This is a genomic window from Streptomyces rimosus subsp. rimosus (genome assembly GCF_000720725.1).
Lineage (GTDB): Bacteria > Actinomycetota > Actinomycetes > Streptomycetales > Streptomycetaceae > Streptomyces > Streptomyces rimosus_A.
In genome coordinates this window covers 115,592-138,891 of the sequence record NZ_JOCQ01000010.1, presented here as the reverse complement: position 1 = coordinate 138,891, position 23,300 = coordinate 115,592, and the positions used below count along the sequence as shown (strand labels likewise).

The following is a 23,300-nucleotide window of genomic DNA, read 5'->3' as shown; positions in this document are numbered from 1 at the left end:
CCTGTGGCGAAGTACTGCTCCAATGGTCACAACTGGCTGCTGAGTCCCGGGGGTTGCTCACCGTGTACGTACGTGATCTGGTGCGCGAAGTGGTGGCGGAGCACGCTGCGCACGAGCTGCCGCTCGTCGACAGCCTGCGGAAACTCGACGACGACCGGGTCATCCGCACCCTCACCGGCCGGGGACGGAAACGGGAACCGCTCGGCTTCGGGTACGCGGAACTCGCCGCGCTGGTCACCCCCGTGGTCTGGCTGGTTCTCGACCAGGCGGCCCGCCGTACCGTCGACGCGGCCATGGAGAGCGCGACGGCGCGCGGCCGCGCGGGAATGCGCCGGCTGCTCCGCCGGACGGGAACGCGGGCCCCGGCCGCTCCCGACCGCGAGCTGGCCGGGCTGGAACCCGCCGAGCTGGCGCTCGTACGGCGGCACATCCTGGAGCGGGCGGCCGAGCGTGGCATCGGCCTCCGGGAGGCGGAGGCCCTCGCGGACAGCGTCGTGGCGCGCATCGCCACGGGCGAGGGGGAACAGCCGGCGGTCGCCGACGGCCCCGCCGCACCCCCTGCCCCGGACGCCCCCCGGCCGCCCGACGTCGCATGAGGTCCGTCACCGCGCCCAGGAGCCTCACCGGAACCGGGGCCCGCTTCGCGCTGCTGATGGTGCTGGTGACGGCATCGAGCGTGCCCATGTTCAACATCCTCGTGTCGAACATCCGGGACCGGAACGACCAGGGCGCGTCCCAGCTGCGCGGCACCATGGGCTGCCTGTACGCGGCGGGGTTCGACCCGACAGGAAGCGACCTGGACAACCTCCAGGCGACCATGCGGCGCGGCGGGCTCCTGACGCAGTGCCTCGCGGAGCACGCGGAAGGGCCCTACCCCGGGCTGCTCGCGACCCTGGCGCTGTTCGTCCTGGCCGCGCTGGTGTACTGGTTCCTGCCGGCGGTACGCGACCGGCGGCGCCGGACCGTGGCCGTCGGCGAGGTCGACGCCGACGGCACACTGGGCGCGGAGCTGGCCGCGCTGCACGAGCGCACCGGAATCCGCCCGGCCCTGCGCTTCCGTGTCGACCCGGCCCGCATGACGTCCGGGGCCAGCGTCTACGGCCGTACCGGGAGCTACACCGTCTGCCTGCACGCGGGCCTGCTGGCCCGGCGCGGCACCGACCCCGAGGGCTTCCGCGCCGTGGTCCTCCACGAGCTCGCCCACGTGCACCACCGCGACGTGGACTACGCCTACGCCAGCACGGCGCTGTGGCGGGTCTTCGTCCTGTTCGCCCTGCTGCCCACCTTCGCCGTGGACGCCTGGATCACCGTTCTCGCCCTGTCCGGCACCGATTCACCGTGGTGGCCCGACGCCGCGACCGTGATCTTCGCATCCGCCGGCGCCGGCCTGCTGCTGGCTGGACTGGTCCACCTGGCCCGGGCCGATCTGTTGCGGCGGCGCGAACTCCACGCCGACGTCCAGGCCGTGGAGTGGGGCGCCCACCCCGCGAACTGGGACCGGCCCGACCCGCCCGGTACAGCTTCCGTGGTACCCCTGCTGTACCGCCTCACCACGCCGCTGCGCACCCATCCGGGCTGGGCGGAACGCCGACGGGTCCTCGCCGACACCGGCCGCCTCTCCCGGGTCGGCCCGCTGGAGATGTTCCTGACCGGTGCCTCGGCGGCGCTGCTGGCCAGTTCGCTCGGGACGCTCACCTTCCTGGGCGCGGGCAGCACGTCCCTGTGGCTCGCGGTCGCGCTGGTGACTCCGGTGATCTGTCTCATCCTGGGAGCGCCGGTCGTACGGGCGCGGCACACCCCGGCCGGGCGCGCCGGTTCCGGTGTGGTCGCCGGTCTCTGGCTGGGCTGCGGGCTGCTCGTGGGCGAGCTGGTCGAAAGCGGACGCTACCGGGTCGACTGGTTCCTGCCGGAGCCGCAGTACCTGCTGGCGTTCCTGTTCATCGCGGCCGTCCCCACGGTGTGGTGGTCGCAGACCCTGCGCCTGTGCCTGGGCCTGCCCAAGCGGGTGCAGCGCCGGGCCGCGGCGGTGCTCTGCGCGGTCGTGACCGCCGCGGTGCTGTGGAGCGGTCTGTGGTGGTGGGAGCTGGGAGGCCGCCGTATCGCGCTGGGCGGCGGCGACATGGGCGGGGGAGGACTGGCCAAGTACTACGCCAGGACCGTCCCGGGCTTCTGGCACGACTACACCATGGACCTGTCGGGCCTCTCCTGGGGACTGGCGCTGATCACGCCGTTGCACCGGGAACCACCGGCCGGCGCCGCGACGATCCTGATGTGGCTCGTACCGCTGGTTCTGCTGCTCATGCAGCGCGCGGGCACGCGCCCACGGGTGCGGTGGACGCTGGGCGCCGGCCTCGCGGGCGGACTCATGGCCTGGGCAGGCGTGGCCCTGGCATCGCTGATGCTCTCTTTCCAGCGGCCCGGCACGCCCAAGGAACGGACCGGTCCCTTCCTCGTCGTCCATATGTGGTGGACGATCGTGGCGGTGATGGCGGCCTGCCTGCTGACCGCCGCACTCGTAGCGGCCTTCTCCCGGCGGCACCAACTGGTCCGGGCACTGATCGCCGCGCAGGTCACCCAACTGACGGCGTACGCGGGAGTGTTCCTCCTGTACGCGTCCGACGGCTGCCTCGGGCCCGTGAACACGGTGTTCGACCGCTGTCAGTGGCATACCGACAACGGCTCGAACGTCGGTCGCGCGGTCATCCTCCTGACCTTCGTCAGCACCGTTCTCGGCTCGGCTTGCGCGGCTCTGGCGGGGGTGGGAGCGGCGGGGGCAGTGCGACGGATGCGGGGGCGGCGGGCGGCTGCGGGCGGTCCCGTCAGGGCGACGGTCGTACCGCTGCGCCGGGGCTCGGCGCTCCTCGGCGCGGGTACGGTCCTGACGCTCGGCGTCCCGGCCGTGCTCCTGGCCGCTGTCGTGATGACCACCTCGACGTCTTCGGCCATGTCGAACCAGCTCCTCCGGGAATCGACGGAGTCGGCCAAGCAGCCGGGCAAACAGCCGGACAAGCGGCCGGGCACGAAGGAACCGGACCGCGCCCCGCCGAACTCCGAGGCGCCCAAGCTGCGTTCCTGGCAAACCTGGTCCTGGCTGAACAACGGCGGCGCCGTGCACGCACAGCAGGTCACCCGCGCGGCTCTGGCCCTGAACGCCGAAATCCTCAAGACCGCCGCGAAGAAACGGAACGCGAACGGAAAGGTCGGTGCGGACGAGAAGGCGTTCAACCGCCTGTGCGGCACCTTGGGAAAGCGCTCCCAAGAGGCCGAGGGCTATTTCCCCGTACCCGTACCGGACTTGCAGAAGCCATGGTCGGAAGCGCTGAGCCGACTGCGCCACGGAGCCGGAAACTGCCAAGCGGTCACGATCCCGCCCGAGGGCGGTCCACCCCGTACACCTGCGGAGCGCGAACGGCTCTTCAATGCCTCCCTCTACGAGATCCTCAAAGGAATACGTGACATCGGCAACGCGTACCGGAGCATTTACAAGGCAGCCGACACCCATGGCAAGTGACGCGGCGCTTCTCGGGGACACCGCACATCCCCAGCGACCGGTAGGCTGACGCCCGATGCCGGAAACCCGCCAACCGCCGCCGCGATGGCCGGCGAAACCCCGCGGCGGTGGCTGGATCCCGCACGGCTACCACCTCACCCCGCACTCCCACGCCCAGGGACAGCTGGTGTACGCGGCCGCCGGCGCCCTGGCCACCACGACCGAGCGCGGTACCTGGGTCGCGCCGTTCAACCGGGTGACCTGGACGCCCCCGGGATTCGTCCACTCCCACCGGATGTACGGGAGGACCGACGCCCGCCTCATCGCCGTACCGGCCGACCGGTGCGGCGAACTCGTGGCACGACCGAGCGTGTTCGCGGTGAGCCCCCTGCTGCGCGAGGTGCTTCTGGCGCTGACCGACCGGGACGAGGCCCGCCCCGGCGCCCATGACCGGCTGCTCGCCGTGGTGATCGACGAGCTGGCCGAATCGCCCGAACAGTCCCTGCACCTGCCGGAACCACGCGACGACCGGCTGCGCGCCGTCACCGATCTGCTCCACGCCGATCCCGGCCGGGCCGCCACCCTGGTGGAGCTGGGACGGATCGCGGGCGCGAGCGAGCGCACCCTGAGCCGGCTCTTCCACACCGAGTTGGGGATGAGCTTCCACCGCTGGCGCACCACATTGCGGATCCACCACGCCCTGGTCCACCTCACCAACGGCTGGTCGGTCACCGGGACGGCGGTGGAGTGCGGCTGGTCCAACCCCTCCAGCTTCATCGACGCCTTCACCGAAGTCGTCGGCCAGACTCCCGGCCGTTATCAGGCGAATCTGCGGGGCGGCACGCAGTAGCCCTCCGAGTTGGCGGCTTTTCCGTATTCCGTGTTCATTCACCGGTGGGCGACGTGGTGTCGTCCGGCCGACAGTGGTGGTCGGCGCGCCGCCCGCGAAGCGGCAGGCCGGCACGCCCTGACGTGTCCGGTCATCGCCACCGTCAAGAAAGGTCGCACCAGCACATGGCTGAAACACGGGAGAACACCACCGTCGTGATCGTCGGGGCCGGAGTCGCCGGCCTCACCCTCGGCAACTTCCTGCTGCGCAACGGCATCGACTGCGTCATCGTGGAGCGGCGCAGCCGCGCGTACGTCGAGAAGCGGCAGCGAGCGGGCACGATCGACGCCCGCGGGGTGCGCATGTTCCGCGAGTGGGGGCTCGGAGCCGTCGTGGAGCAGGATGCTTCCCCGGACATCGAGAGCGGCTTCTGGATCGACGGCGTGCGCCACCCGATGGACTTGGGGGAGGACGCCAGGGAGAGCATCTTCTGCCCGCAGCAGGTTCTCGTCCGCAACCTCACCGACACCTTCCTCCAGGGCGGCGGAGACCTCCGCTTCGAGGCCGCGGACGTCACGCTGGAGGGCCTCCGAGGCGAACGCCCCACCGTGCGCCACCGGCAAGCCGACGGTTCGACGCTGGCCGTGAGCTGCGATTTCATCGCGGGCTGCGACGGCTACCGCGGTGTCACCAGGGCATCCGTCCCGGCCGGCGCCCTCACCCGCTACTCCCAGGAGTACCGCTACTCGTGGCTCAGCGTCCTGGCCGAGGTCCCGGCGAACCCGTCCGGTATGGCCATCCACTCCCGTGGTCTTGCGGGCATGCTCCCCCGCGGCGCGCACGCCAGCCGCATCTACCTGCAATGCCCGGCCGACGAGCCCTTGGAGCAGTGGCCGGACGAGCGTGTCTGGAGCGAACTGGAGGCACGCTTCGCGACCACCGTTCCGACCGGCCCGATCGTCGACAAGCAGCTCGTACCTCTCCGGTGCGTGGTCCACGACCCGATGAGCCACGGCAAGCTCTACCTGCTCGGAGACGCGGCGCACATCGTCTCGCCGATGAGCGCCAAGGGAATCCACCTCGCTCTCCACGACGCCGAGGTGTTCGCGCGCGCCGTCATCGAGCAGGCCCGTACGGGCGACACGGGCCTGCTGGACAGCTACTCGGAGACCTGCCTGCGCCACGTCTGGAACTACCAGGCATACGCGGCGTGGATCACCGAGGTCATGCACAACGCCGGCGACGCCTCCTACGAAGGAGAGTTCCGCAAGCGGATCGCCCGGGCGGAACTGGAGCGCCAGTTCACGTCTCCGGCAGCGAGCCGGCTCTTCTTCGAACTCAGCGAAGGGGTGAACTAGGCGGGCACGGGGGCGGTACGCCGGGTCGCCGGTATCTGTGCCCGCCGGGGCGGACTCAGCGGCGCAGGGCGGTCTCCTGGTGCATGTGCGAGAGCTTCGCGGGGTTGCGTACGGCGTAGAGGCCGGTGATCAGGCCGTCGTCGATGCGCACCGTCACGACGGTGTCGATCGCGTCGTCCAGCCGGAGGATCAGGGCCGGGTGGCCGTTGACCTGGGTGGGCCGCAGCGACCCCACGGCGGCGACACGGCCCAGTCCGGTGGCCAGCAGACGGGCCACCTTGTCGGACCCGACGACGGGCCGCAGGGCGGCCTGCTTGACCCCGCCGCCGTCGCCCAGGAAGACGACATCCGGCGCGAGCAGGTCGCACAGGCCCTGGAGATCGCCCGTTTCGGCCGCCCGTCGGAACGCCTCCAGAGCGCCCCGGGCCTCGGCCGTGGACACGGCGCCGCGCGGCCGGCGCGCCGCGACATGGGACCGGGCCCGGTGGGCGATCTGCCGGACCGCGGCCGGGCTCTTGCCGACGGCTTCGGCGATCTCGTCGTACCCGAGGGCGAACACCTCGCGCAGCACGAACACCGCCCGCTCGGTCGGCGCGAGCGTCTCCAGTACGAGCAGCATCGCCGTCGAGACGCTGTCGGCCAGTTCGACGTCCTCGGCCACGTCGGGCGTGGTGAGCAGCGGCTCGGGCAGCCAGGGGCCGACGTAGGACTCCTTGCGCCGGCCGAGCGTACGCAGCCGGGTCAGCGCCTGGCGGGTGGTGATCCGCACCAGGTACGCGCGCCGGTCCCGTACCGCGTCGAGCTGCACCCCGGTCCACCGCAGCCAGGTCTCCTGCAGGACGTCCTCCGCGTCGGCGGCCGAACCGAGCATCTCGTAGGCGACGGTGAACAGCAGATTGCGGTGGGCGACGAACGCCTCGGTGGCCGGGTCCACGCCCGCCTCACCGGTGGGCCGACCGGCCGGGTTCGCTACGCGTTCGCTGTGCTCGCTCTTCACGGGGTGCTCCTGCCTGTCCATCTCACGCCAGCTCTTGACGTTCTACGCGCACAAGACGCCGGGTTCCGTGGCTTTGTGACACGGGGGCGCAGGGAGTGACCTGTCCAGTGGCGCACGTCACACGGCCGTCCCGTCACACGGGGCGGCGCGTCGGCATCTTGTGGGCGTTCGGTTCGACGCCACGAGTGAGGACGACATCATGGAAGCCCGGTTCAACCTGTTCGAGAACGAGCTCGCCGCCAAGTTCACCAAGCGGTTCGCCAACACCGGCCTGCTGATCCAGCAGTCGACGCTGCCGAAGTCCACGCAAGAGCTGGTGGCGCTGCGCGTCAGCCAGATCAACGGCTGCGGCTGGTGCGTGGACGCGCACGCCAAGGAGGCGGCGGCCGCCGGTGAGACCGCGGTCCGGCTCAGCCTGGTCGCCGTCTGGCGCGAGGCCACCGTGTTCACCGAGGCCGAGCGAGCCGCGCTGGCGCTCGCCGAGGAAGGCACCCGGCTTGCCGACGCCCACACCGGCGTGTCCGACGAGACCTGGGCCCAGGTGCGCGAGCACTACGACGACGACCGGATCGCCGCACTGGTCTCTCTGGTCGCCATGGTCAACGCGGCCAACCGGCTCGCCGTGATCGTGCACCAGCGGGGAGGCTCCTACGAGCCCGGCATGTTCGCCGCCTCGGCCAACTGACGGCGGGGCGAACCGGACCGGCCCCGGGGCGTGTCGCCCCGGGGCCGGGTAGGGGTGCGGTTCTCGCTGTGCGATTGCTGTGAGGTGTTGCTGCGTGGTGGCGACTTTCGGCCGGCGCGGCGTACACCGTCGATTACTCCGGAGGTAGCGAACCGGGGGAGGGCCGGTGAGTGGAACACGTGGTCCAGGCGGTGCGTATGACGCGGCGGTGCCTCCGCGGGCAGACGGGAAGCCTGTCCCGCGGGCGTGTCCCGGCCGGCCGGCGGCGACCCGGGTCAATTGGTCTAGTCCCATCTTGGTCCAGACCATTGACATGCTCCTGCCCGTGCGGGAATTTCTTCCCGGCCCCGTCTCCCGTACGGGACCAGTGGTCACCCCCCTCGTCGGTTGGACACAACACCCATGAGACGCATCCCCTCCCTGCGTGCGGCACTCACCGCCGCCGTCACCGCGGTCGCGGCGCTCGGCCTCGCCGTGACCGGTGCCGGCGGCGCATCGGCCGCGACACCCCTCCCGGCCCATGTCTTCGCGCCCTACTTCGAGGCGTGGACCGGCCAGAGCCCCGCCGCGATGGCCGCCGAGTCGGGCGCCAAGCACCTGACGATGGCGTTCATCCAGACAGCCCAGAAGGGTTCCTGCACGCCCCTGTGGAACGGCAGCACCAGCATGCCGATCTCGCCGGCCACCTTCGGCGACGACATCAAGACCATCCAGGCCAGGGGCGGCGACGTCATCCCCTCGTTCGGCGGGTACACCGCGGACACCACCGGCACCGAGATCGCCGACAGCTGCACCGACGTCCAGCAGATCGCCGCCGCGTACGAGAAGGTCGTCACGACCTACGACGTCAGCCGGCTCGACATGGACATCGAGGTCGACGCGCTGGACAACACCGCGGGCATCGACCGGCGCAACAAGGCCATCAAGCTCGTCCAGGACTGGGCGGCGGCCAACGGCCGGAAGCTGGAGATCTCCTACACCCTGCCGACGACCACCCGCGGCCCGGCGGGCAACGGCATCGCCCTGCTGAAGAACGCGGTGAGCAACGGCGCCCGCGTCGACGTGGTCAACCTGATGACGTTCGACTACTACGACAACGCCGCCCACAACATGGCGAACGACACCGAAACCGCCGCCCAGGGCCTGCACGATCAGCTCGCGCGCCTCTACCCGGACAAGAGCGACGCCCAGCTCTGGGGCATGATCGGCGTCACCGAGATGCCCGGGGTCGACGACTTCGGTCCGGCCGAGACGTTCACCCTGGCCAACGCGCGTCAGGTCTACGACTGGGCCACCGCCAAGAAGATCAACACCCTGTCGTTCTGGGCGCTCCAGCGCGACAACGGGGGCTGCCCCGGCGGCCCGGCCTCGGACAACTGCTCCGGCATCGAGCAGCAGCCGTGGGACTTCACCCGAATCTTCGCCCCGTTCACCAGCGGCTCCACCACCCCGCAGAACGACTTCTCGGTGACGGCGGCACCCGCCACCGGGTCGGTGACCGCCGGCGCCACGGCCACCACCACGGTGCGGACCGCGGTGACCGCGGGCGCGGCCCAGAAGGTGAACCTGACCGTCAGCGGCGTGCCCGCGGGCGTCACCGCCTCGCTCAGCCCGGACTCCGTCACGGCGGGCGGCTCCGCCACCCTGACCCTCGCCACGACCGCCGCGGCGGCGTCCGGTACGTACCACATCACCGTCACCGGCACCGGGCCCTCCAGCAGCCACACGGCGACGTACGCCCTGACCATCACCGGCGGCAGCGGCGGCCAGTGCACGGCCGCGCCCTGGGCCGCCGGCACCGTCTACACCGCCGGCCAGCAGGTGTCGCACAAGGGCCACACCTGGAAGGCCAAGTGGTGGACGACGGGCGAAGAGCCCGGCAGTACGGGCGAGTGGGGCGTCTGGCAGGACATCGGCTCCTGCTGACGTACGTACCGACTGCTGACGAACGCGGCCCGGCTCCGTCACCGGAGCCGGGCTCGTCCGCTACCCGGGCTCGTCGTCGGTGGCCGACGTCGACGGGGAAAGAAGCCCCTGGTAGGCGGAAGGATGCTGGACGAAGGGGCCGGTGCCGGACGGGCTGGACGATGACGACTGGGACTGCGTCGCCTGCATCTGCGCGCTCCCGTTTCCAGATCCAGAACCAGAACCCGAACCTGAATTAGAACTTGAACCAGAACCCGGGTCCGGGTCTGTCGGAGGCTGTCCGGACGGCTGGGTGCCCGTCGGCTCCTCGTCCGGCACCTGCTCCCCGGCGGGAGCGTCGGCCGCAGGTGGCGGCCCGGTGACGGCTTGCGTCGATGCCGGGGGAGGGGAGAGGTCCGCCGGTCCGGTGGCCGGGTCCGCCGCTTCTTCCGACGCCGGGGCGGGCCGGGTCGCGGGGCTCGTAGCGGCTGAGCTGTTCGGCCGCTGCCCGGAGCCGGTACGCGCGGGGTCGGTATGCGCGGGGTCGGTATGCGCTGAATTCGTACGGCTGGGAGGCGTACGGCGTGCCGGGTCGGCGCCGGATACCGGGCCAGTGCCGCGCTGTTCGTCCGACCCCGACGGGGCCGGGGAACTCCAGAGGAGCTGCGCCATCGGGAGGTCGGCGCCGCCGCTTCCGTACACGACGCCCAGGCTCAGCGCGAGAGCCACCAAAGTGTTCACCGTGATGCGGCGCCCGATGCCCGGCGAACGGCTCGGCCTGCCCGGGCGGCCGGGCGAACCTCCGGAGCGACCGTTGGCCCGACCTACGGTCCGGCTGTTCTCCCCGCCCTTGACCTCCGTCACGGCCCCGCCATCGGCGGGTGCGTCAGCGGAAACCAGATCGAACCCGTCCCGGACCACGTCCATGATCACATCGGTGAACGCGAACGGCGCGACCGCCGGGAACCAGCGGGCGACGCTGCGCTCGGCGTTGCCCCGGCACGTGGGGCACTGGCCGGTATGCCGGGTGACGGTGCGACACACGACTTCCGGCAGGGCTTTGGTGCTGTCGGGGTCCGTATCGGCGAGGAAGCGTTCCAGAGCTTCCTTGATCCGCCGCGCCCGGTCGGCTGCCGCAGCGTGACCGGCCCGCTGTTCGGACGCCGCCTGCGCGGTCCAGTACGTCACCGCGGTGGCCAGAATGCCCGCCAGCCGGCCGCACGCCTTCCGGTTGCGCGGGTCCGTGGCCAGCACAGTGGACCTGAATGCCGCCCGCAGCGCCTCGTTGTCCTCCTTGGTGGCTCCGGTGGCGCGCCCGAGCCGGTGTGCCAGCGTGTCGCCGGTCAGCTCCTCACCGACGTACAGATCGAGGAAGCGCTGCCTGCCGGGGCCCTGTGCCGCCGCGATGTTCCGGACGAGCACCAGGACACGGCGGCGCCGGGCCGCGAAGTCGGCATCGTCCGCCGCGATCTGCCGCAGACGGTGAGCTGTCTTCCGGCCGGTGGACTCCTCCCAGCCGTCCACCGGGACCCCGGTGGCCAGGCCCTGCTTCCGTCGCTGCTGGGCGCAGCGCCGCCAGGCGATCCGGTAGAGCCAGGATTCCAGGGCCTCCGGATGCTCCAGCTTGTCCAGCTGAGCCCAGGCGGTGAGGAAGGTTTCCTGTAACGCTTCCCGGGCCGCGTCCCGGTCGGGAAGCAAGCGCTTGAGGCAGAAGCCGTACAGACGTTGGCGATGAGCTGCGTAGAGCTTCTCGAAGAGTAAGCCGCGGGCCTGCGGGTCGGTGGTGGACTGGAAGCGCCTGACCAGGGTGGCGTCGTCCTCGTCGGTGGCCGCTGTGCTGATGCCGGACAGTACGGTCACTGTTCCACCCCGTTCGTCTGCTCCGGGCCGCGGCCGGAGCACGAGCGTCGCACGCGGGCCCGTACGGCGAGCCGCCACGGGCGGGGCGCACGGGCGGGCACGTACGGCGCATGGTAGTGCAGGGGGCGCGGACGGGGAGCGAGGGCGCCGACGAGGGCGTCGGCGCACAGCACCAGCAGGTCCCTGGGGGTGCCCGGGGGCAGCAACAGGTTCGCCAGAGCCATCACCGGGCCCAGCAGTGCCACCTGCACCGCGCCCGGCACCAGCCGTCGTTTCATGGTCCTTCTCCTTCGTCTGCTCGGGGTGAGAGCCGGTCGAAGGAAGAGGGCGCGGGGAGGCGTCGGTTGGGGCACTTCCCCGGAAGAATTTTTCGGGACCGGGCCGGCGCGGAGACACGTGCGGGGTGCGTACGGGCTCGGGCGTCGCCGCCGCGCACCGGCATCAGGACCAGCAGCACGGTGGGCACGGCGGGGCGGGCACGGCGGTCGCCGGCAGCCGGCCGACGCGCCGTGGGATGTCATGTGATGCGGAATGGGCGCGGCCGAATTCTGCGCCTTAACGGGTATCGCGCACAAAAGCCCGCACGACGCGGACTCCGGTGCTGTGTTCGCGCTGCAGACCGCCCGCGCGGTCCAGGTGATCCAGGTGGCCCAGGTAATTCTGCATACGGGCGCAGAAGGGATCCGTACGTCCGAGAATGAGCCCGAAGCGCCATCCGGGAACCGAAGTCCGGCATGTGCCGGAAGGCGGCCGGGCACAGATCACGGCCCGTCGCCATGGCCAATGCGGCCGCGGCCTGCGCCAGTTGCAGCAGTCCCGCCGGCGCGACGGAACGCCGGTGGGGCCGCAGATGGATTCGCAGGAGGCTGAGCAGCACCGGACGACGCTCCAGGAGACGGGCAGGCCCGGCCGGCACCAGGGATGAGAGCGCCGGCCGGGCCTGGAGGGGGCACACCCGGACAGTGCAGCGCACCGCCCACCGGAAAATCCCTAGTGTGCCGGCCGGCCGGGTGCCGCAAACCGAGCCGGGGCCGGTGGCGCCGGGTGACGAGGGCTTCCGAACGCCCGGTGGGCGGCACTCGGGAATTCCCTAGAGTGCCCGGAATTCCTTGACACTGCGACCGGCCGCTTGCCAACGTGCCGATTACCCAGCGTCCGGGACCACGGCATATCCGATGTCATCCGGTGCCCTTTCGGGTCCCAGCAGCCAAGAGGTCAAGCAGCCGACTCGGCTCTGCGTTTGGGCGGTGTGTTCCATGCTGAGGAGAGGAATGAGATGTCCAAGCGTGCGCTGATCACCGGAATCACCGGGCAGGACGGCTCCTATCTGGCCGAGCACCTGCTCGGGCAGGGGTACCAGGTATGGGGGCTGATGCGGGGGCAGGCGAATCCCCGCAAGTCGCGGGTCAGCCGGCTCGTCTCCGAGCTGAACTTCGTCGACGGCGACCTGATGGACCAGGCCAGCCTGGTCTCCGCCGTCGACAAGGTGCAGCCCGACGAGATCTACAACCTCGGCGCGATCTCCTTCGTGCCGATGTCCTGGCAGCAGGCCGAACTCGTCACCGAGATCAACGGCATGGGCGTGCTGCGCATGCTCGAAGCGATCCGCATGGTCAGCGGCCTGAACGGCTCGCGCAGCGCCGACGGCAGCCAGATGCGCTTCTACCAGGCGTCCTCCTCGGAGATGTTCGGCAAGGTCGCCGAGACCCCGCAGTGCGAGACCACCATCTTCCGGCCGCGCAGCCCCTACGGCGTGGCCAAGACCTACGGGCACTTCATCACCCGTAACTACCGTGAGTCCTTCGGCATGTACGCGGTCTCCGGCATGCTGTTCAACCACGAGTCGCCGCGCCGCGGCGCGGAGTTCGTGACCCGCAAGATCTCCCTCGCGGTGGCCCGCATCAAGCTCGGCTACCAGGACAAGCTGTCCCTGGGCAACCTCGACGCGGTACGCGACTGGGGTTTCGCCGGGGACTACGTCCGCGCCATGCACCTGATGCTCCAGCAGGACGAGCCGGGCGACTACGTGATCGGCACCGGCGAGATGCACTCGGTCCGCGACGCGGTCCGTATCGCCTTCGAGCACGTGGGCCTGAACTGGGAGGACTACGTCAGCATCGACCCCTCGCTGGTGCGCCCGGCCGAGGTGGAGATCCTGTGCGCGGACGCCGAGCGCGCCCGCACCCAGCTGGGCTGGGAGCCCAGCGTCGACTTCCCCGAGCTGATGCGCATGATGGTCGACTCCGACCTGCGCCAGGCCTCCCGCGAGCGGGAGTACGGCGACCTGCTGCTCGCCGCCAGCTGGTAGCCGGGCGTACGGGACACCCCCGGGCGGTGGGTGTCCCGTACGGCTCCGGGGCGGCGGGAGCGCCGTCGCGCGGAGCGCGGAGACTAGGTGATTTCCCGTGTTCCCGACGGTGGAATGTCATCGAGGACCACCGGGCCGGTTCCGGCTGCCGCACACCGGCGCCGGCCCGGTGCCATCGCGAGGAGGAGGAACCAGCACCATGACGACGACCACGGCGGACGGCCTCTGGGCCCGGAGCTACCACCCGGCGCCGGACCGCCCGCGCCAACTGGTCTGCTTTCCGCACGCGGGCGGTTCGGCCTCGTTCTTCTTCCCCGTGTCGGCACAGCTGGCGCCCGTGGCGGAGGTGCTGTCGGTGCAGTACCCGGGCCGCCAGGACCGGCGTACCGAGGCCAGCCCCGACGACATCGGGACCATGGCCGATCTGGTGTACGCGGCGCTGAAGGACCGGCTCCGCTCGCGGCCGACGGCGTTCTTCGGGCACAGCATGGGCGCGATGGTCGCCTTCGAGGTGGCCCGGCGGCTGGAGGCCGACGGCGGTGAGCTGACGCACCTCTTCGCGTCGGGGCGGCGGGCCCCCTCCCGTTACCGCGCGGAGAGCGTCCACCGGCGCGACGACGAGGGCATCGTCGCCGAGCTGAAGCTGCTGTCCGGTACGGATGCCGCACTGCTCGGCGACGAGGAGCTGCTGCGCATGATCCTCCCGGCGATCCGCAGCGACTACACCGCGGTGGAGACCTACCGCTGCGATCCGGGGGCGGCGATCAAGGCGCCGATCACCGCGCTGACGGGGGACGACGACCCCAAGACCACGCTGGAGGAGGCAGGGGACTGGCGCGCGCACACCACGGGCGCGTTCGACCTGAAGGTGTACCCGGGAGGCCACTTCTTCCTGAGCTCGCAGGCGCCCGCCGTCCTGGCGTTGCTGCGTGAACACCTCGCCCGCGGGGAGGAGTTCACCCGCTAAGGGTACCCTGGCCACAAAGTCTGTTGATCATGTACTGTGGCGCACGTCGGACATCACTCTTTAGGGTGATTTACAACACGGTGTGGTGACGCCCCGTCGCATCTGTTGTGTCTCTGAGGTGCGAGGAACTCTATGGTGCAAGACCGGAGCGTCACATCGTGCACGGACAGCACCCTGGTCGGCCGGGCCGAGGACATCGGGGCCCTCGACCGGCTCGCCCGCGAGGCCCGTTGGGGAACCGCGGGCTCAGCGGTCGTGACCGGTTCGGCCGGCGTCGGCAAGACCGCCCTCCTGCGCGCCTTCCTGGACGGGGACGCCTGCCGGCACGCGACGGTTCTGCGCGGCGCCTGTGAGGAGAGCACCGCGGGCGATTCCTTATCCGCCGTGCGCATGCTGCTCGACCCGACCGTACGGGACGCCTCCCGCGACGACACCGCCTGCCGCGCCCTCCTCGCCCTGACCCCCGGCGCGCTGGCGGACGAGCCCCCGCACGCTCCCGCCGTCCAGCGCGCGTTCCACGACCTGTACCGCCTCGCGGCGAACGAGCTGAACCGCCGCCCGCTCGTCCTGGCCCTGGACGACGTCCATCACTGCGACGAGCTCTCGCTGCGCTGGCTGGACTTCCTGCTGCGCCGGGCGGACGGCCTGCCCCTGCTCGTCGTCCTCACCCAGCAGGCCGAGGGCACCGCCCTCGCGCGCGGCGCCCCGGCCCACCGGGCCCTGGTGGAGCTCACCGCCCACCGCCGCACCACGACGCTGCGCCTGCGCCCGCTGACCGAGGCGGATGTCGCCGAGGCCGTACGGCAGTCCTTCCCGGCACCCGCCGCGCCCGTCTTCGTCTCCCGCGCCTGGGCCGTGACCGGCGGCAACCCGTGCCTCCTGGACCACCTGCTGCGGGAACTGCGGGCCGAGGGCGCCGGTTCGGGCGTGGTCGGCGCCGACCGGATCTCCGAGGTCGGCGGGCGCGTCCTGGCGCGCTGGGCCCGCACGTTCCTGGACCGGCGGCCGCCCTGGGTCGGCGAGGTCGCGCGGGCGGTGGCGGTCCTCGGCGAGCAGGGCGCCGACCTCGTGGGCCCGCTGGCCGCCGTACCCGCCGATGTCGTCGAGGACGCCCTGACGGTGCTGCGCGGGGCCGGGCTGCTGCCGCCCGGCGGCCGTCACTTCGCGGACGGCACGGTGCGCGCGGAGGTGCTGGCACCACTGGAGGCCCACCGCCTGGTGTGCCTGCGCACGCGGGCGGCCCTGCTCCTGAGCGACGCGGGCCGGCCCGCCGAAGAGGTCGCCGGTCACCTCCTGGCGCTGCCCTCGATCTCCGAACCCTGGATGCCCGGCGTCCTGCGCGAGGCCGCCGTACGGGCCGGGGCGCGCGGCGCCCCGGAGGCCGCGGCCCGCTACCTGTACCGGGTACTGGAAGTGGACCCCGGCAGCGTGGAGATCCGTGTCCGGCTGGCCGCGGCGCTCGCCGAGACCGACCCGCCCGAGGCCATGCGCCTGCTCCGTGGAGCGCTGGCGCCCAGCGTGGACATCCGCACCAGGGCGCGGATCGCCGCGCAGTTCGGTACGACCTGCCTGGCCGCCCGCGAGAACTTCGCCGCCCTGCGCATGCTCGAAGAGGTCCTGGACGGCCTCGACGCCGAACTCGGCCCCGACCCGCTGCCCGCCGACCGGGAACTGCGCACGCTCGTGGAGTCGGTGCTCCTGATCGTCGGCGCCCAGGGCCGCAGTACGTTCGCCGGGGCGCGTGAGCGGGCCGCGGCGATGACCGTACCCGAGGGCGACACCCCCGCCCAGCGCCAGAAGCTGGGGGCGATGGCCGTACTGAGGGTGCTCGACGACGTGGCGGACCCCGAACCGGCGGTGCAGTGCGCCCTGCGCGCGGCCCGCTCGCCGCAGCTGCCCGTGAAGAACTGGTCCCTGATCAACTCCGGTTTCGTCCTGGCCCTCGCCGACCGTACCGACGACGCGCTGCGCGCGCTGGACCGGCTCCTGCGCCACGGCCGGGAGAACTCCGCCGTGTGGACCTACTCCCTGGCCCTGTCCATCCGTTCCCTGGTCCTGCACGGCCTGGGCTCCCTCCCGGACGCGCTCGCGGACGCCCGGAGGGCGGTGCAGATCAGCGACGCGGAACGGTGGAGCGAGACGGTGGCCCTGCCGCGCCTGGCCCTGGCCGGGGTGCTGGTGGACCGGGGCGAGGCCACGCGCGCCGAAAAACTGCTGAGCAGCATCGATCCCGTCTGGCGTGACCAGTACGTGTGGACCTTCTACCGGTACCTGATGGCCCATGGCCGTGCCCGTCATGCCCTGGGGGATCCCGAGGGCGCGCTGGCACTGTTCCTCGAATGCGGCAGGTCCCTGGAAGAAGCCGGAGTGCGCAACGCGCTGTATCTGCCCTGGTGGGCGGAGGCGGCCTGTGTGCTCGCGGAACTCGGCCGCGCCGAGGAGGCCCGGCCCCTCGCGGCGCACGGCACCCGGCTCGCGCGTCGCTGGGGCACCCCACGCGTCCTCGGCCTGGCCGCCCTGGCCCGCGGGGTGGCCACCCCCGGCGAGAAGGGCGTGGCCCTGCTGGGCGAGGCCGTACGGGAACTGTCCGCCTCGCCGGCCCGCGTGGAGCACGCCCGCGCCGAACTCGTCCTCGGGCAGACCCTGCTGGCCGCCGACGACCGGCGTGCCGCACGCGAGCACCTGCGCGCCGCGGCCGACCTCGCCCAGCGCTGCGGCGCCCTCACGCTGGGACAGAACGCCCGCGGCGCCCTGCTGGCGGCGGGCGGCCGCATGCGCAAGATGACCGGCTCGCCCCTGGACCTGCTCACCAGCATGGAGCGCAAGGTCGCCGGCCTCGCCGCCGGGGGCGCCAGGAACCGCTCGATCGCCCAGTCGCTGCACGTCAGCGTGCGCACGGTCGAGATGCATCTGACGAACGTGTACCGCAAGTTGGGTATCACCGAGCGTGCCCAGCTCGCCGCGGTCCTGCGCACCCCGGGCGTCCGCGGGGCGCGGGTGCCGCGGCAGGCGTCGCGGCCGCGCGGACAGCGCTGAGGCGGCCGGGGTGATGTCGGTGGCAGGGCTGAAGGACGAGCATCTATACGCGGGGTTCATACGGGCGGGACGGCTGCGCGCCGACCCGCCCCTGCTCGAACGTGAGGAAGAACAGGCAGAACTGGGACGGGTGGTGGCCGCGCTCGGCGAGGGCCGCCCCGCCGTCGTCTCCGTGACCGGCCGCCCCGGCTTCGGCCACAACGCCTTGCTGCGCTGGGCCGGCCGCCTCGCGGAGGAGCGCTCGTTGCGCGTCCTGCGCGTCAGCGGCTCCCTGGCCGAACGCGACCTGCGCCACGGAGCGGTGACCCAACTGCTCGGCCTGCTGGGCGAGGTGGCCGAACGCTCGCTGCGGGACCTGCGCGGGCGCCAGGAACCGGCCGGCCTGCCGGGCCTGCCCGAGCTCCTGCACACCGCCCGCCGCACACCCACGCTGGTGACGGTGGAGGACGCGCAGTGGCTGGACCCGGCCTCCGTGCAATGGCTGCAGGCCCTGGTGCGCCGTCTGTCCAACGACGTCCCCCTCGTCCTGCTCGTCGGACGCACCGGGCTGTACCCGTACGGCCCCGACTGGCTGGCCGAAGCCGCTCCCTCCCCACGGCTGACCCACCACCTCACCGTCCGCCCCCTGAGCCCCCGCGCGGTCGCCGCCCTCACCGAGCGGATCTGCGGCACCTCCTGCGACGAGGCGTTCGCCGCCACGGCCACCCAGGCGGCCCACGGCAGCCCCGCCGTCCTGCACGCGGCCCTGCACTGCTTCGCCGACGCCGGCCACCGGCCGACCGCCGACCGCGTCCCGCAGCTGCACACCCTGATCACCGGCATCATCGGCGACCGCGCGGGCCGCGCCCTGCGCGGACTGACCGACGAGGCCACCGCCGTGCTACGCGCGTTGGCCGTCGGCGGCGACCTGCTGGACTTCCCCCTGATCTGTTCCCTGGCCGGGCTGCGCAGCGTCCACGAATCGCGGCTGCGGGCAGCCCTGGAAATGGCCGGCTTCACCGTCCCCGAGGGCTCCTACGAACGCCTGTGCATGCCCATCGTCCGGACCCGCATCCTGGAGGACATGCCCGCCGCCGAGCGCGCCGCCCTGCACGCGCGCGCCGCCCACCTCGCCTACCAGATCGTGGCCGACGACGAGGACATCGCCCGCCTCCTCCTGGAAGCACCGCCCGTCGGCGAGCCCTGGGCGGTGCACGCCCTGCGCGGCGGTTCCGGCGCCGCCCTGCGCCGCGGCGACTTCGCCCGCGCCGCCACCTACCTGCGCCGCGCCCTGGACGAGCCCCAGGACCCCCTGCAACACGCCCACATCAGCCTCGACCTGGCCGGCGCCGAAGCCGTGGCCGCTCCCGCAGCCTGCGACCGCAGGCTCACCACCCTCGTCCAAGCGCCGGACGAGGGCGAACCCTGGGCCCAGCTGCGCGTACGGGCCGTGGACATGGGCCTGGCCCGCGGCGACGACGCCTGGGGCCGCTGCGCGGCGGCGCACGCCCTCGCCATCGCCCACGGGAGCGAACGCGACGACCTGATCGCGCTGTACTGGTATGCCGCTGAGAGCGCTCCCGAGGTCTGTGACCTGCCCGCCCCCGACCTCCCCGCGCTGCCCGAACACCCGCTGTCACCCGCCCAGGCCGGCATCCGCGCCTGGCAGCTCGCCGCCCGCGGCCGGCACCGCGCCCGGGTCGCGGAGCTGGCCCGCCGCGCCCTGGACGCGGGCAACGCCGCCCCCGCGCTGCCCCGCCTGGTCGCTGTCCGGGCGCTGTGGTTCACCGACGCCGCCACCGAGGCCGAGGACCGGCTCGCCGCCGTCATCGCCGAACTGCGCCGCCGTCAGAGCCACCCCACCCTGGCCCGTGCCCTGGCCCTGTCCGCCGAACTGCACCTGCGCGGGGGCCGTCTGGACGCCGCCGACCGCGCCGCGGACGACGCCGAACGGGTCCTGCCCGTCGCCGCCTGGCACCCGCTGGCCGCCTCGCACCTCATCGCCGTACGCAGCACCATCGCCCAGGAGGACCGCCGGTGCGACGAGGCCCGCGCCCTGGCCCGTACCCCCATGCCGCCCGGCGCCGAATACGGCGTCTACTGGCCCTATCTGCTGTATGCCCGCGCCCGCGTGGCCATCGAGGAAGGGCACTGGGCCGAGGGCGCCGAACTGTTCAAGGAGACCGGCCGCTGGCTGCTGCGCCGGCAGTGGGCCAACCCCATCGTGCTGCCCTGGCGCTCGATGGCCGCCCGGGCCTGTCTCGCGCTCGGCGACCAGGACCAGGCCCAGCGCCTGATCCGTGAGGAACTCACCCTCGCGCGCCAGTGGGGCGCCCCCAGCGCACTGGGCCTGGCCCAGCTGGGCGCCGAGAGCGTCGATCACCAGGACCCGGCCGACGGCGCCCACGGGACCCTGCGCGACCTCGGCGAACTGCCCACCCGGCTCGCCTACGCCTGGGTCCTCGCGGACCTCGTCACCGAGGAGGTCACCAAGGGCGAGCGGGCCACCGCGGCCCGCCTGCTGTCCGAACTGTCCCGCCTCACCGTCACCCGCACCTCCGGCCGGCTGGCCGAACGCGTCCGGTGGCTGACCGCCCAGCTGGACCAGCCCGCCGCACTCGACGAGGACGCCCTTCCCGAGGGATGGGCCGCCCTGTCGCCCGCCGAGCGGCGGACCGCCGAACTGGCCCGCCGCGGCCTGGGCAACCGCGAGATCGCGGAGCAGCTCGGGGTGAGCCGCAGAACCGTCGAGCACCGGTTGAGCAGTACCTACAGGAAATTGCGTATCACCTCACGCAAGGAACTCCGCGCGCGGAGCCGGTCGACGGAAAGGGACGTAACGGATGCTGTATGAGCGGGAGTCCGAACTCGCCCGCATCAATACCGCAGTACGCCGGGCGGAGGCGGGCCGTCCAGGTGCCTTGGTGCTCACCGGCCCCGTGGGCATCGGCCGGTCCACGCTCCTCCAGGAGGCCGGCGCCCAGGCCCCCGACACCGTACGGGTGCTGCGGGCCAACGCCGCACCCATGGAACAGGACTTCGCCTACGGCATCGTCCACCAGCTCCTGGGGCCCGCCCTGTGCGCCGACTCCACCGGCCCCGGTGGGGCGGGCGCGGACGGCGCCGCCCGGCCGTGCCCCACCAGCTGCCTCCCGGCCCCCGGCGAGGACACCCCCGCCTCCGAGGCCGTGCTGCACGACCTGCGCTCCGTCCTGGCCGAAACCGGCGCCTCCGCACCCGTACTCCTCCTCGTCGACGACCTGCAGTGGGCCGACGTGCCCTCGCTGCGCTGGCTCGCCTACCTGGTCCGGCGCCCGTACGGGCTGCGCGTCGCCCTCGTGTGCACCCTGCGCGACGGCGACCCCCGCGCCCAGCACCCGCTCATCCGCGACCTCGCGGACGCCGCCGAGATCCTGTGCCCCGCCCCGCTCTCGCCCGACGGCACCCGGGCCATGATCCAGCACCACCTGGGCGAACCCGCCGACGATGCCTACGCCCGCGCCTGCCAGGAGACCTGCGAGGGCAACCCCCTCTTCCTCGAAGCCGTGCTGCGCGATCTGGCCCTGGCCGGCCACCGCCCCACCGCCGAACACGCCGACGAGGTCCGTGCGCAGGGCCCTGCCCAGTTCCGCGACCGGCTGGCGGGCTGCCTGTCCACCCAGCCCGGCCCCGTACGCGACCTGGCCGCGGCCATCGCCGCCTTCGGCGACCACGGCGACGCCGACCTCTTCCGGCGCCACGCGCGCCTGGACACCGTCGGCTACCAGCAGGCCCTGCGCACCCTGCACCACCTCGGGCTGCTCGCCCCGCGCGACACCCCGCACTTCATCCACCCCGTGGTCCGCGACGCCGTCGACTCCGCCCTCACCGTCGCCGAACGCGAGCGCTCCCGGGAGGCCGCGGCCGAACTCCTGCACCAGGCGGGCCGGCCCGCCGAACACGTCGCGGACCTGCTGATGACCGTCACCGCCAGCCACCACCCGTGGGCCGTGGCGGTGCTTCGGACCGCCGCGCAGGCCGCGCTGCGCCGCGGCGCACCGGACACCGCCGCCCGTTATCTCCAGCGTGCTCTGCTGGGCAGTACGGGCTCCTTCGAGCGCGCGCGCCTGCTGATCGAGCTGGCCGGCGCCGAACGCGGCACCGACCCCGCCGCCTGCGAACGCCACATCGGCCAGGCCGTACGCCTCCTGCCGTCGGCTATCGACCGGGCCGCTGCCACCCTGCTCATCCCGCCCACCTTCCTGGGCGAGGCACCCGCGTCGGCGGTGGACCTGCTGCGCCGCGCGTCCGAGGACCTCGACCCCACGGCCGCGCACCGGGGCACCGCCCGCGAGATCGCCCTGCGCCTGGAAGCGCGGCTCTGGCACGCCGGGCACGAGAACCCGACGGAACTGACCGGAGCGGTGGAACGCCTGCGCGCACTGGGCACCCCGCCCCCCTTGGACACCGGCGGCGACCGCGAACTGGCGGCCGTGCTGACCAACGCGGCGACCCTCTCCAGCGCCCTGCCCGCACCGGACGTCGCCGCCCTGGCCGGAAAGATCCTGGAACGCGAGCCGGTGACCGCCGCGCGCGCCTGCATAGCGCTCCCGCTGGTCGCGGTGGCCCTGTACGCCGCCGACACCGTGGAGGGCCTGAACACCCGCCTGTCAGGCGAGCAGCACGCCGGCCGCCCGGACGCGGTCGTGCACGCCGAGAACGCCCTGGTCCAGCTCGCCTGCGGCCGCCTGACCCAGGCCCGCGAACAAGCCGACCTGGCCGCCGAACTGGCGGACGCGGACTGGCGGGAATCCACCACCGCCGTCCGGGCCGCGGTGGCCATGGAGACCGGCGACGTCCAGCTGATCGAACACCTCCTCCGGGACGCCGGGCAGCGCTGGTCGGGCGGCCTCGCGCTGACGGCCATGCTGCAACTCCTCAAGGCCTCGCTCGACGCGCGTCGCGGCCGTGGCGTCCACGCGCTGGAATCCCTGCTGGGCTGTGGGCGTCAGCTGGAAGCGGCCGGCTGGCGCAACTCCGCCCTCTACCCCTGGCGCCCCCGCGCCATCGCCCTCCACCACCGCCTGGGCGAGCCCCGCGCGGCCCTGGCCCTGGCGGAGGAGGAGCTGGCCTGGGCACGGCAGTGGGCGGCCCCCGCCTCGCTGGGCCGGGCCCTGAGGCTGAGAGCCCTGTTGCCCGGGGGAGGGGGCGTCTCCGCCCTGCGCGAGTCCGCCGATGTCCTGCGCGAGTCCGCCAACACCCTCGAACGGGCGCGTACGCTGCTCCAGTTGGGCCGGGCGCTGGAGAGCGGCAAGGAGTCCAAGGCCGTACTGCGCGAGGCCGCGGACCTCGCCACCGCCTGCGGCGCCCCCTGGGTGGCCGAACGCGCCTACGCGGCCCTGGGAACCACCGCGCCGAGCGTGGACGCGTCGCTCACCCACAGCGAACGCAAGGTGGTGTCCCTGGTGGGCAAGGGACTGACCAATCAGGAAATCGCCGATGAACTCGGAGTGAGTACCCGGGCGGTGGAGAAGCACCTGACCTCGTGTTACCGGAAGTTGGGCGTGGCGGGCCGGCGCGAGTTGCCGGTGGCCCGAAGTGCGGGCGCGATGCTCGCCGCGGGCTGAGTCCGCCGTGGCGCGTACGGCTTACCGGCGGTAAACGGTACGGGGTGTTCGGGGGGACCGAAAGAGCGGTGCGGGACCGTACCCCTCCGGAGGGCGACCACAGGTTTAGCCGTACCGGGCCGGGTGGACGTTGACGCTTGTCTGGACCTCTCCCTAGTGTCGAATGTGTCGGGGAGGTCGGAATTCTCTCCCGCAGCTACCGGACCTTCCGCGGTCCGGGGTGTTTCATTCTCCGGATTTCTCCACCTCGCTCGATTGCTCGTGCACTTCTGGTTACAGA

The 23,300-nt window shown here is 72.6% G+C and carries 14 protein-coding genes; 11 read left to right on the top strand and 3 right to left on the bottom strand.

Features of this window, described 5'->3' with window-relative positions; genetic code table 11:
* Positions 1 to 62 precede the first annotated feature (62 nt).
* From IH45_RS1000000149240 to IH45_RS0107680, 4 genes are all read left to right on the top strand, one after another.
* Positions 63 to 596 carry a hypothetical protein gene (locus IH45_RS1000000149240; RefSeq protein ID WP_063762956.1) on the top strand — a complete coding sequence of 178 codons (534 nt, stop codon included), beginning with the start codon at positions 63 to 65 and terminating at the stop codon, positions 594 to 596.
* Positions 593 to 3,511, top strand: a complete 2,919-nt coding sequence (locus IH45_RS0107690; protein ID WP_030663417.1) for a M48 family metalloprotease — start codon at positions 593 to 595, stop codon at positions 3,509 to 3,511. Before IH45_RS1000000149240 ends, IH45_RS0107690 begins: the two co-directional genes overlap by 4 nt.
* A 55-nt stretch (positions 3,512 to 3,566) precedes the next feature.
* On the top strand, positions 3,567 to 4,340 hold the full coding sequence (locus IH45_RS0107685; RefSeq protein WP_030663415.1) for a helix-turn-helix domain-containing protein: 774 nt from the start codon (positions 3,567 to 3,569) through the stop codon (positions 4,338 to 4,340).
* A gap of 164 nt (positions 4,341 to 4,504) precedes the next feature.
* Complete coding sequence (locus tag IH45_RS0107680; RefSeq protein WP_030663413.1) at positions 4,505 to 5,677, top strand: 4-hydroxybenzoate 3-monooxygenase; 1,173 nt, start codon at positions 4,505 to 4,507, stop codon at positions 5,675 to 5,677.
* A 55-nt stretch (positions 5,678 to 5,732) separates the two neighbouring features.
* Here IH45_RS0107680 and IH45_RS0107675 read toward each other — a convergent pair whose 3' ends face one another.
* Positions 5,733 to 6,674, bottom strand: coding sequence for an RNA polymerase sigma-70 factor (locus tag IH45_RS0107675; RefSeq protein WP_030663410.1), 942 nt, complete (start codon positions 6,672 to 6,674; stop codon positions 5,733 to 5,735).
* A gap of 199 nt (positions 6,675 to 6,873) precedes the next feature.
* Here IH45_RS0107675 and IH45_RS0107670 point away from each other — a divergent pair, with 199 nt between their 5' ends.
* Together IH45_RS0107670 and IH45_RS0107665 are read left to right on the top strand one after the other, a co-directional pair.
* The gene (locus tag IH45_RS0107670; protein WP_030663407.1) at positions 6,874 to 7,359 is read left to right on the top strand and encodes a carboxymuconolactone decarboxylase family protein; all 486 of its coding nucleotides are present in this window, start codon (positions 6,874 to 6,876) and stop codon (positions 7,357 to 7,359) included.
* Between the two features lie 402 nt (positions 7,360 to 7,761).
* Complete coding sequence (locus tag IH45_RS0107665; protein WP_030663404.1) at positions 7,762 to 9,285, top strand: chitinase; 1,524 nt, start codon at positions 7,762 to 7,764, stop codon at positions 9,283 to 9,285.
* A gap of 60 nt (positions 9,286 to 9,345) precedes the next feature.
* On the opposite strand, the gene IH45_RS0107660 is transcribed toward IH45_RS0107665, so the two are convergent.
* Both IH45_RS0107660 and IH45_RS1000000148630 read right to left on the bottom strand, forming a co-directional pair.
* Positions 9,346 to 11,124, bottom strand: coding sequence for a sigma factor (locus tag IH45_RS0107660; protein WP_030663399.1), 1,779 nt, complete (start codon positions 11,122 to 11,124; stop codon positions 9,346 to 9,348).
* Positions 11,121 to 11,402, bottom strand: a complete 282-nt coding sequence (locus IH45_RS1000000148630; RefSeq protein ID WP_030663396.1) for a hypothetical protein — start codon at positions 11,400 to 11,402, stop codon at positions 11,121 to 11,123. Before IH45_RS1000000148630 ends, IH45_RS0107660 begins: the two co-directional genes overlap by 4 nt.
* A 998-nt stretch (positions 11,403 to 12,400) precedes the next feature.
* Between IH45_RS1000000148630 and IH45_RS0107645 the strand changes: the two genes are divergently transcribed.
* The 5 genes from IH45_RS0107645 to IH45_RS0107625 all read left to right on the top strand — a co-directional run bounded on the left by IH45_RS0107645 (position 12,401) and on the right by IH45_RS0107625 (position 23,020).
* Positions 12,401 to 13,432 carry a GDP-mannose 4,6-dehydratase gene (locus IH45_RS0107645; RefSeq protein WP_030663394.1) on the top strand — a complete coding sequence of 344 codons (1,032 nt, stop codon included), beginning with the start codon at positions 12,401 to 12,403 and terminating at the stop codon, positions 13,430 to 13,432.
* 199 nt (positions 13,433 to 13,631) lie between these two features.
* The gene (locus IH45_RS0107640) at positions 13,632 to 14,399 is read left to right on the top strand and encodes a thioesterase II family protein (protein WP_030663391.1); all 768 of its coding nucleotides are present in this window, start codon (positions 13,632 to 13,634) and stop codon (positions 14,397 to 14,399) included.
* A 132-nt stretch (positions 14,400 to 14,531) separates the two neighbouring features.
* Complete coding sequence (locus IH45_RS0107635) at positions 14,532 to 17,435, top strand: helix-turn-helix transcriptional regulator (protein WP_030663388.1); 2,904 nt, start codon at positions 14,532 to 14,534, stop codon at positions 17,433 to 17,435.
* A gap of 19 nt (positions 17,436 to 17,454) precedes the next feature.
* Positions 17,455 to 20,268: a LuxR C-terminal-related transcriptional regulator gene (locus IH45_RS0107630; RefSeq protein WP_234440449.1), complete on the top strand. Its 2,814-nt coding sequence runs from the start codon at positions 17,455 to 17,457 to the stop codon at positions 20,266 to 20,268.
* Positions 20,258 to 23,020 (top strand): ATP-binding protein, encoded by a 2,763-nt coding sequence (locus IH45_RS0107625; protein ID WP_030663382.1) that lies wholly within the window; start codon positions 20,258 to 20,260, stop codon positions 23,018 to 23,020. Before IH45_RS0107630 ends, IH45_RS0107625 begins: the two co-directional genes overlap by 11 nt.
* Positions 23,021 to 23,300 lie beyond the last annotated feature (280 nt).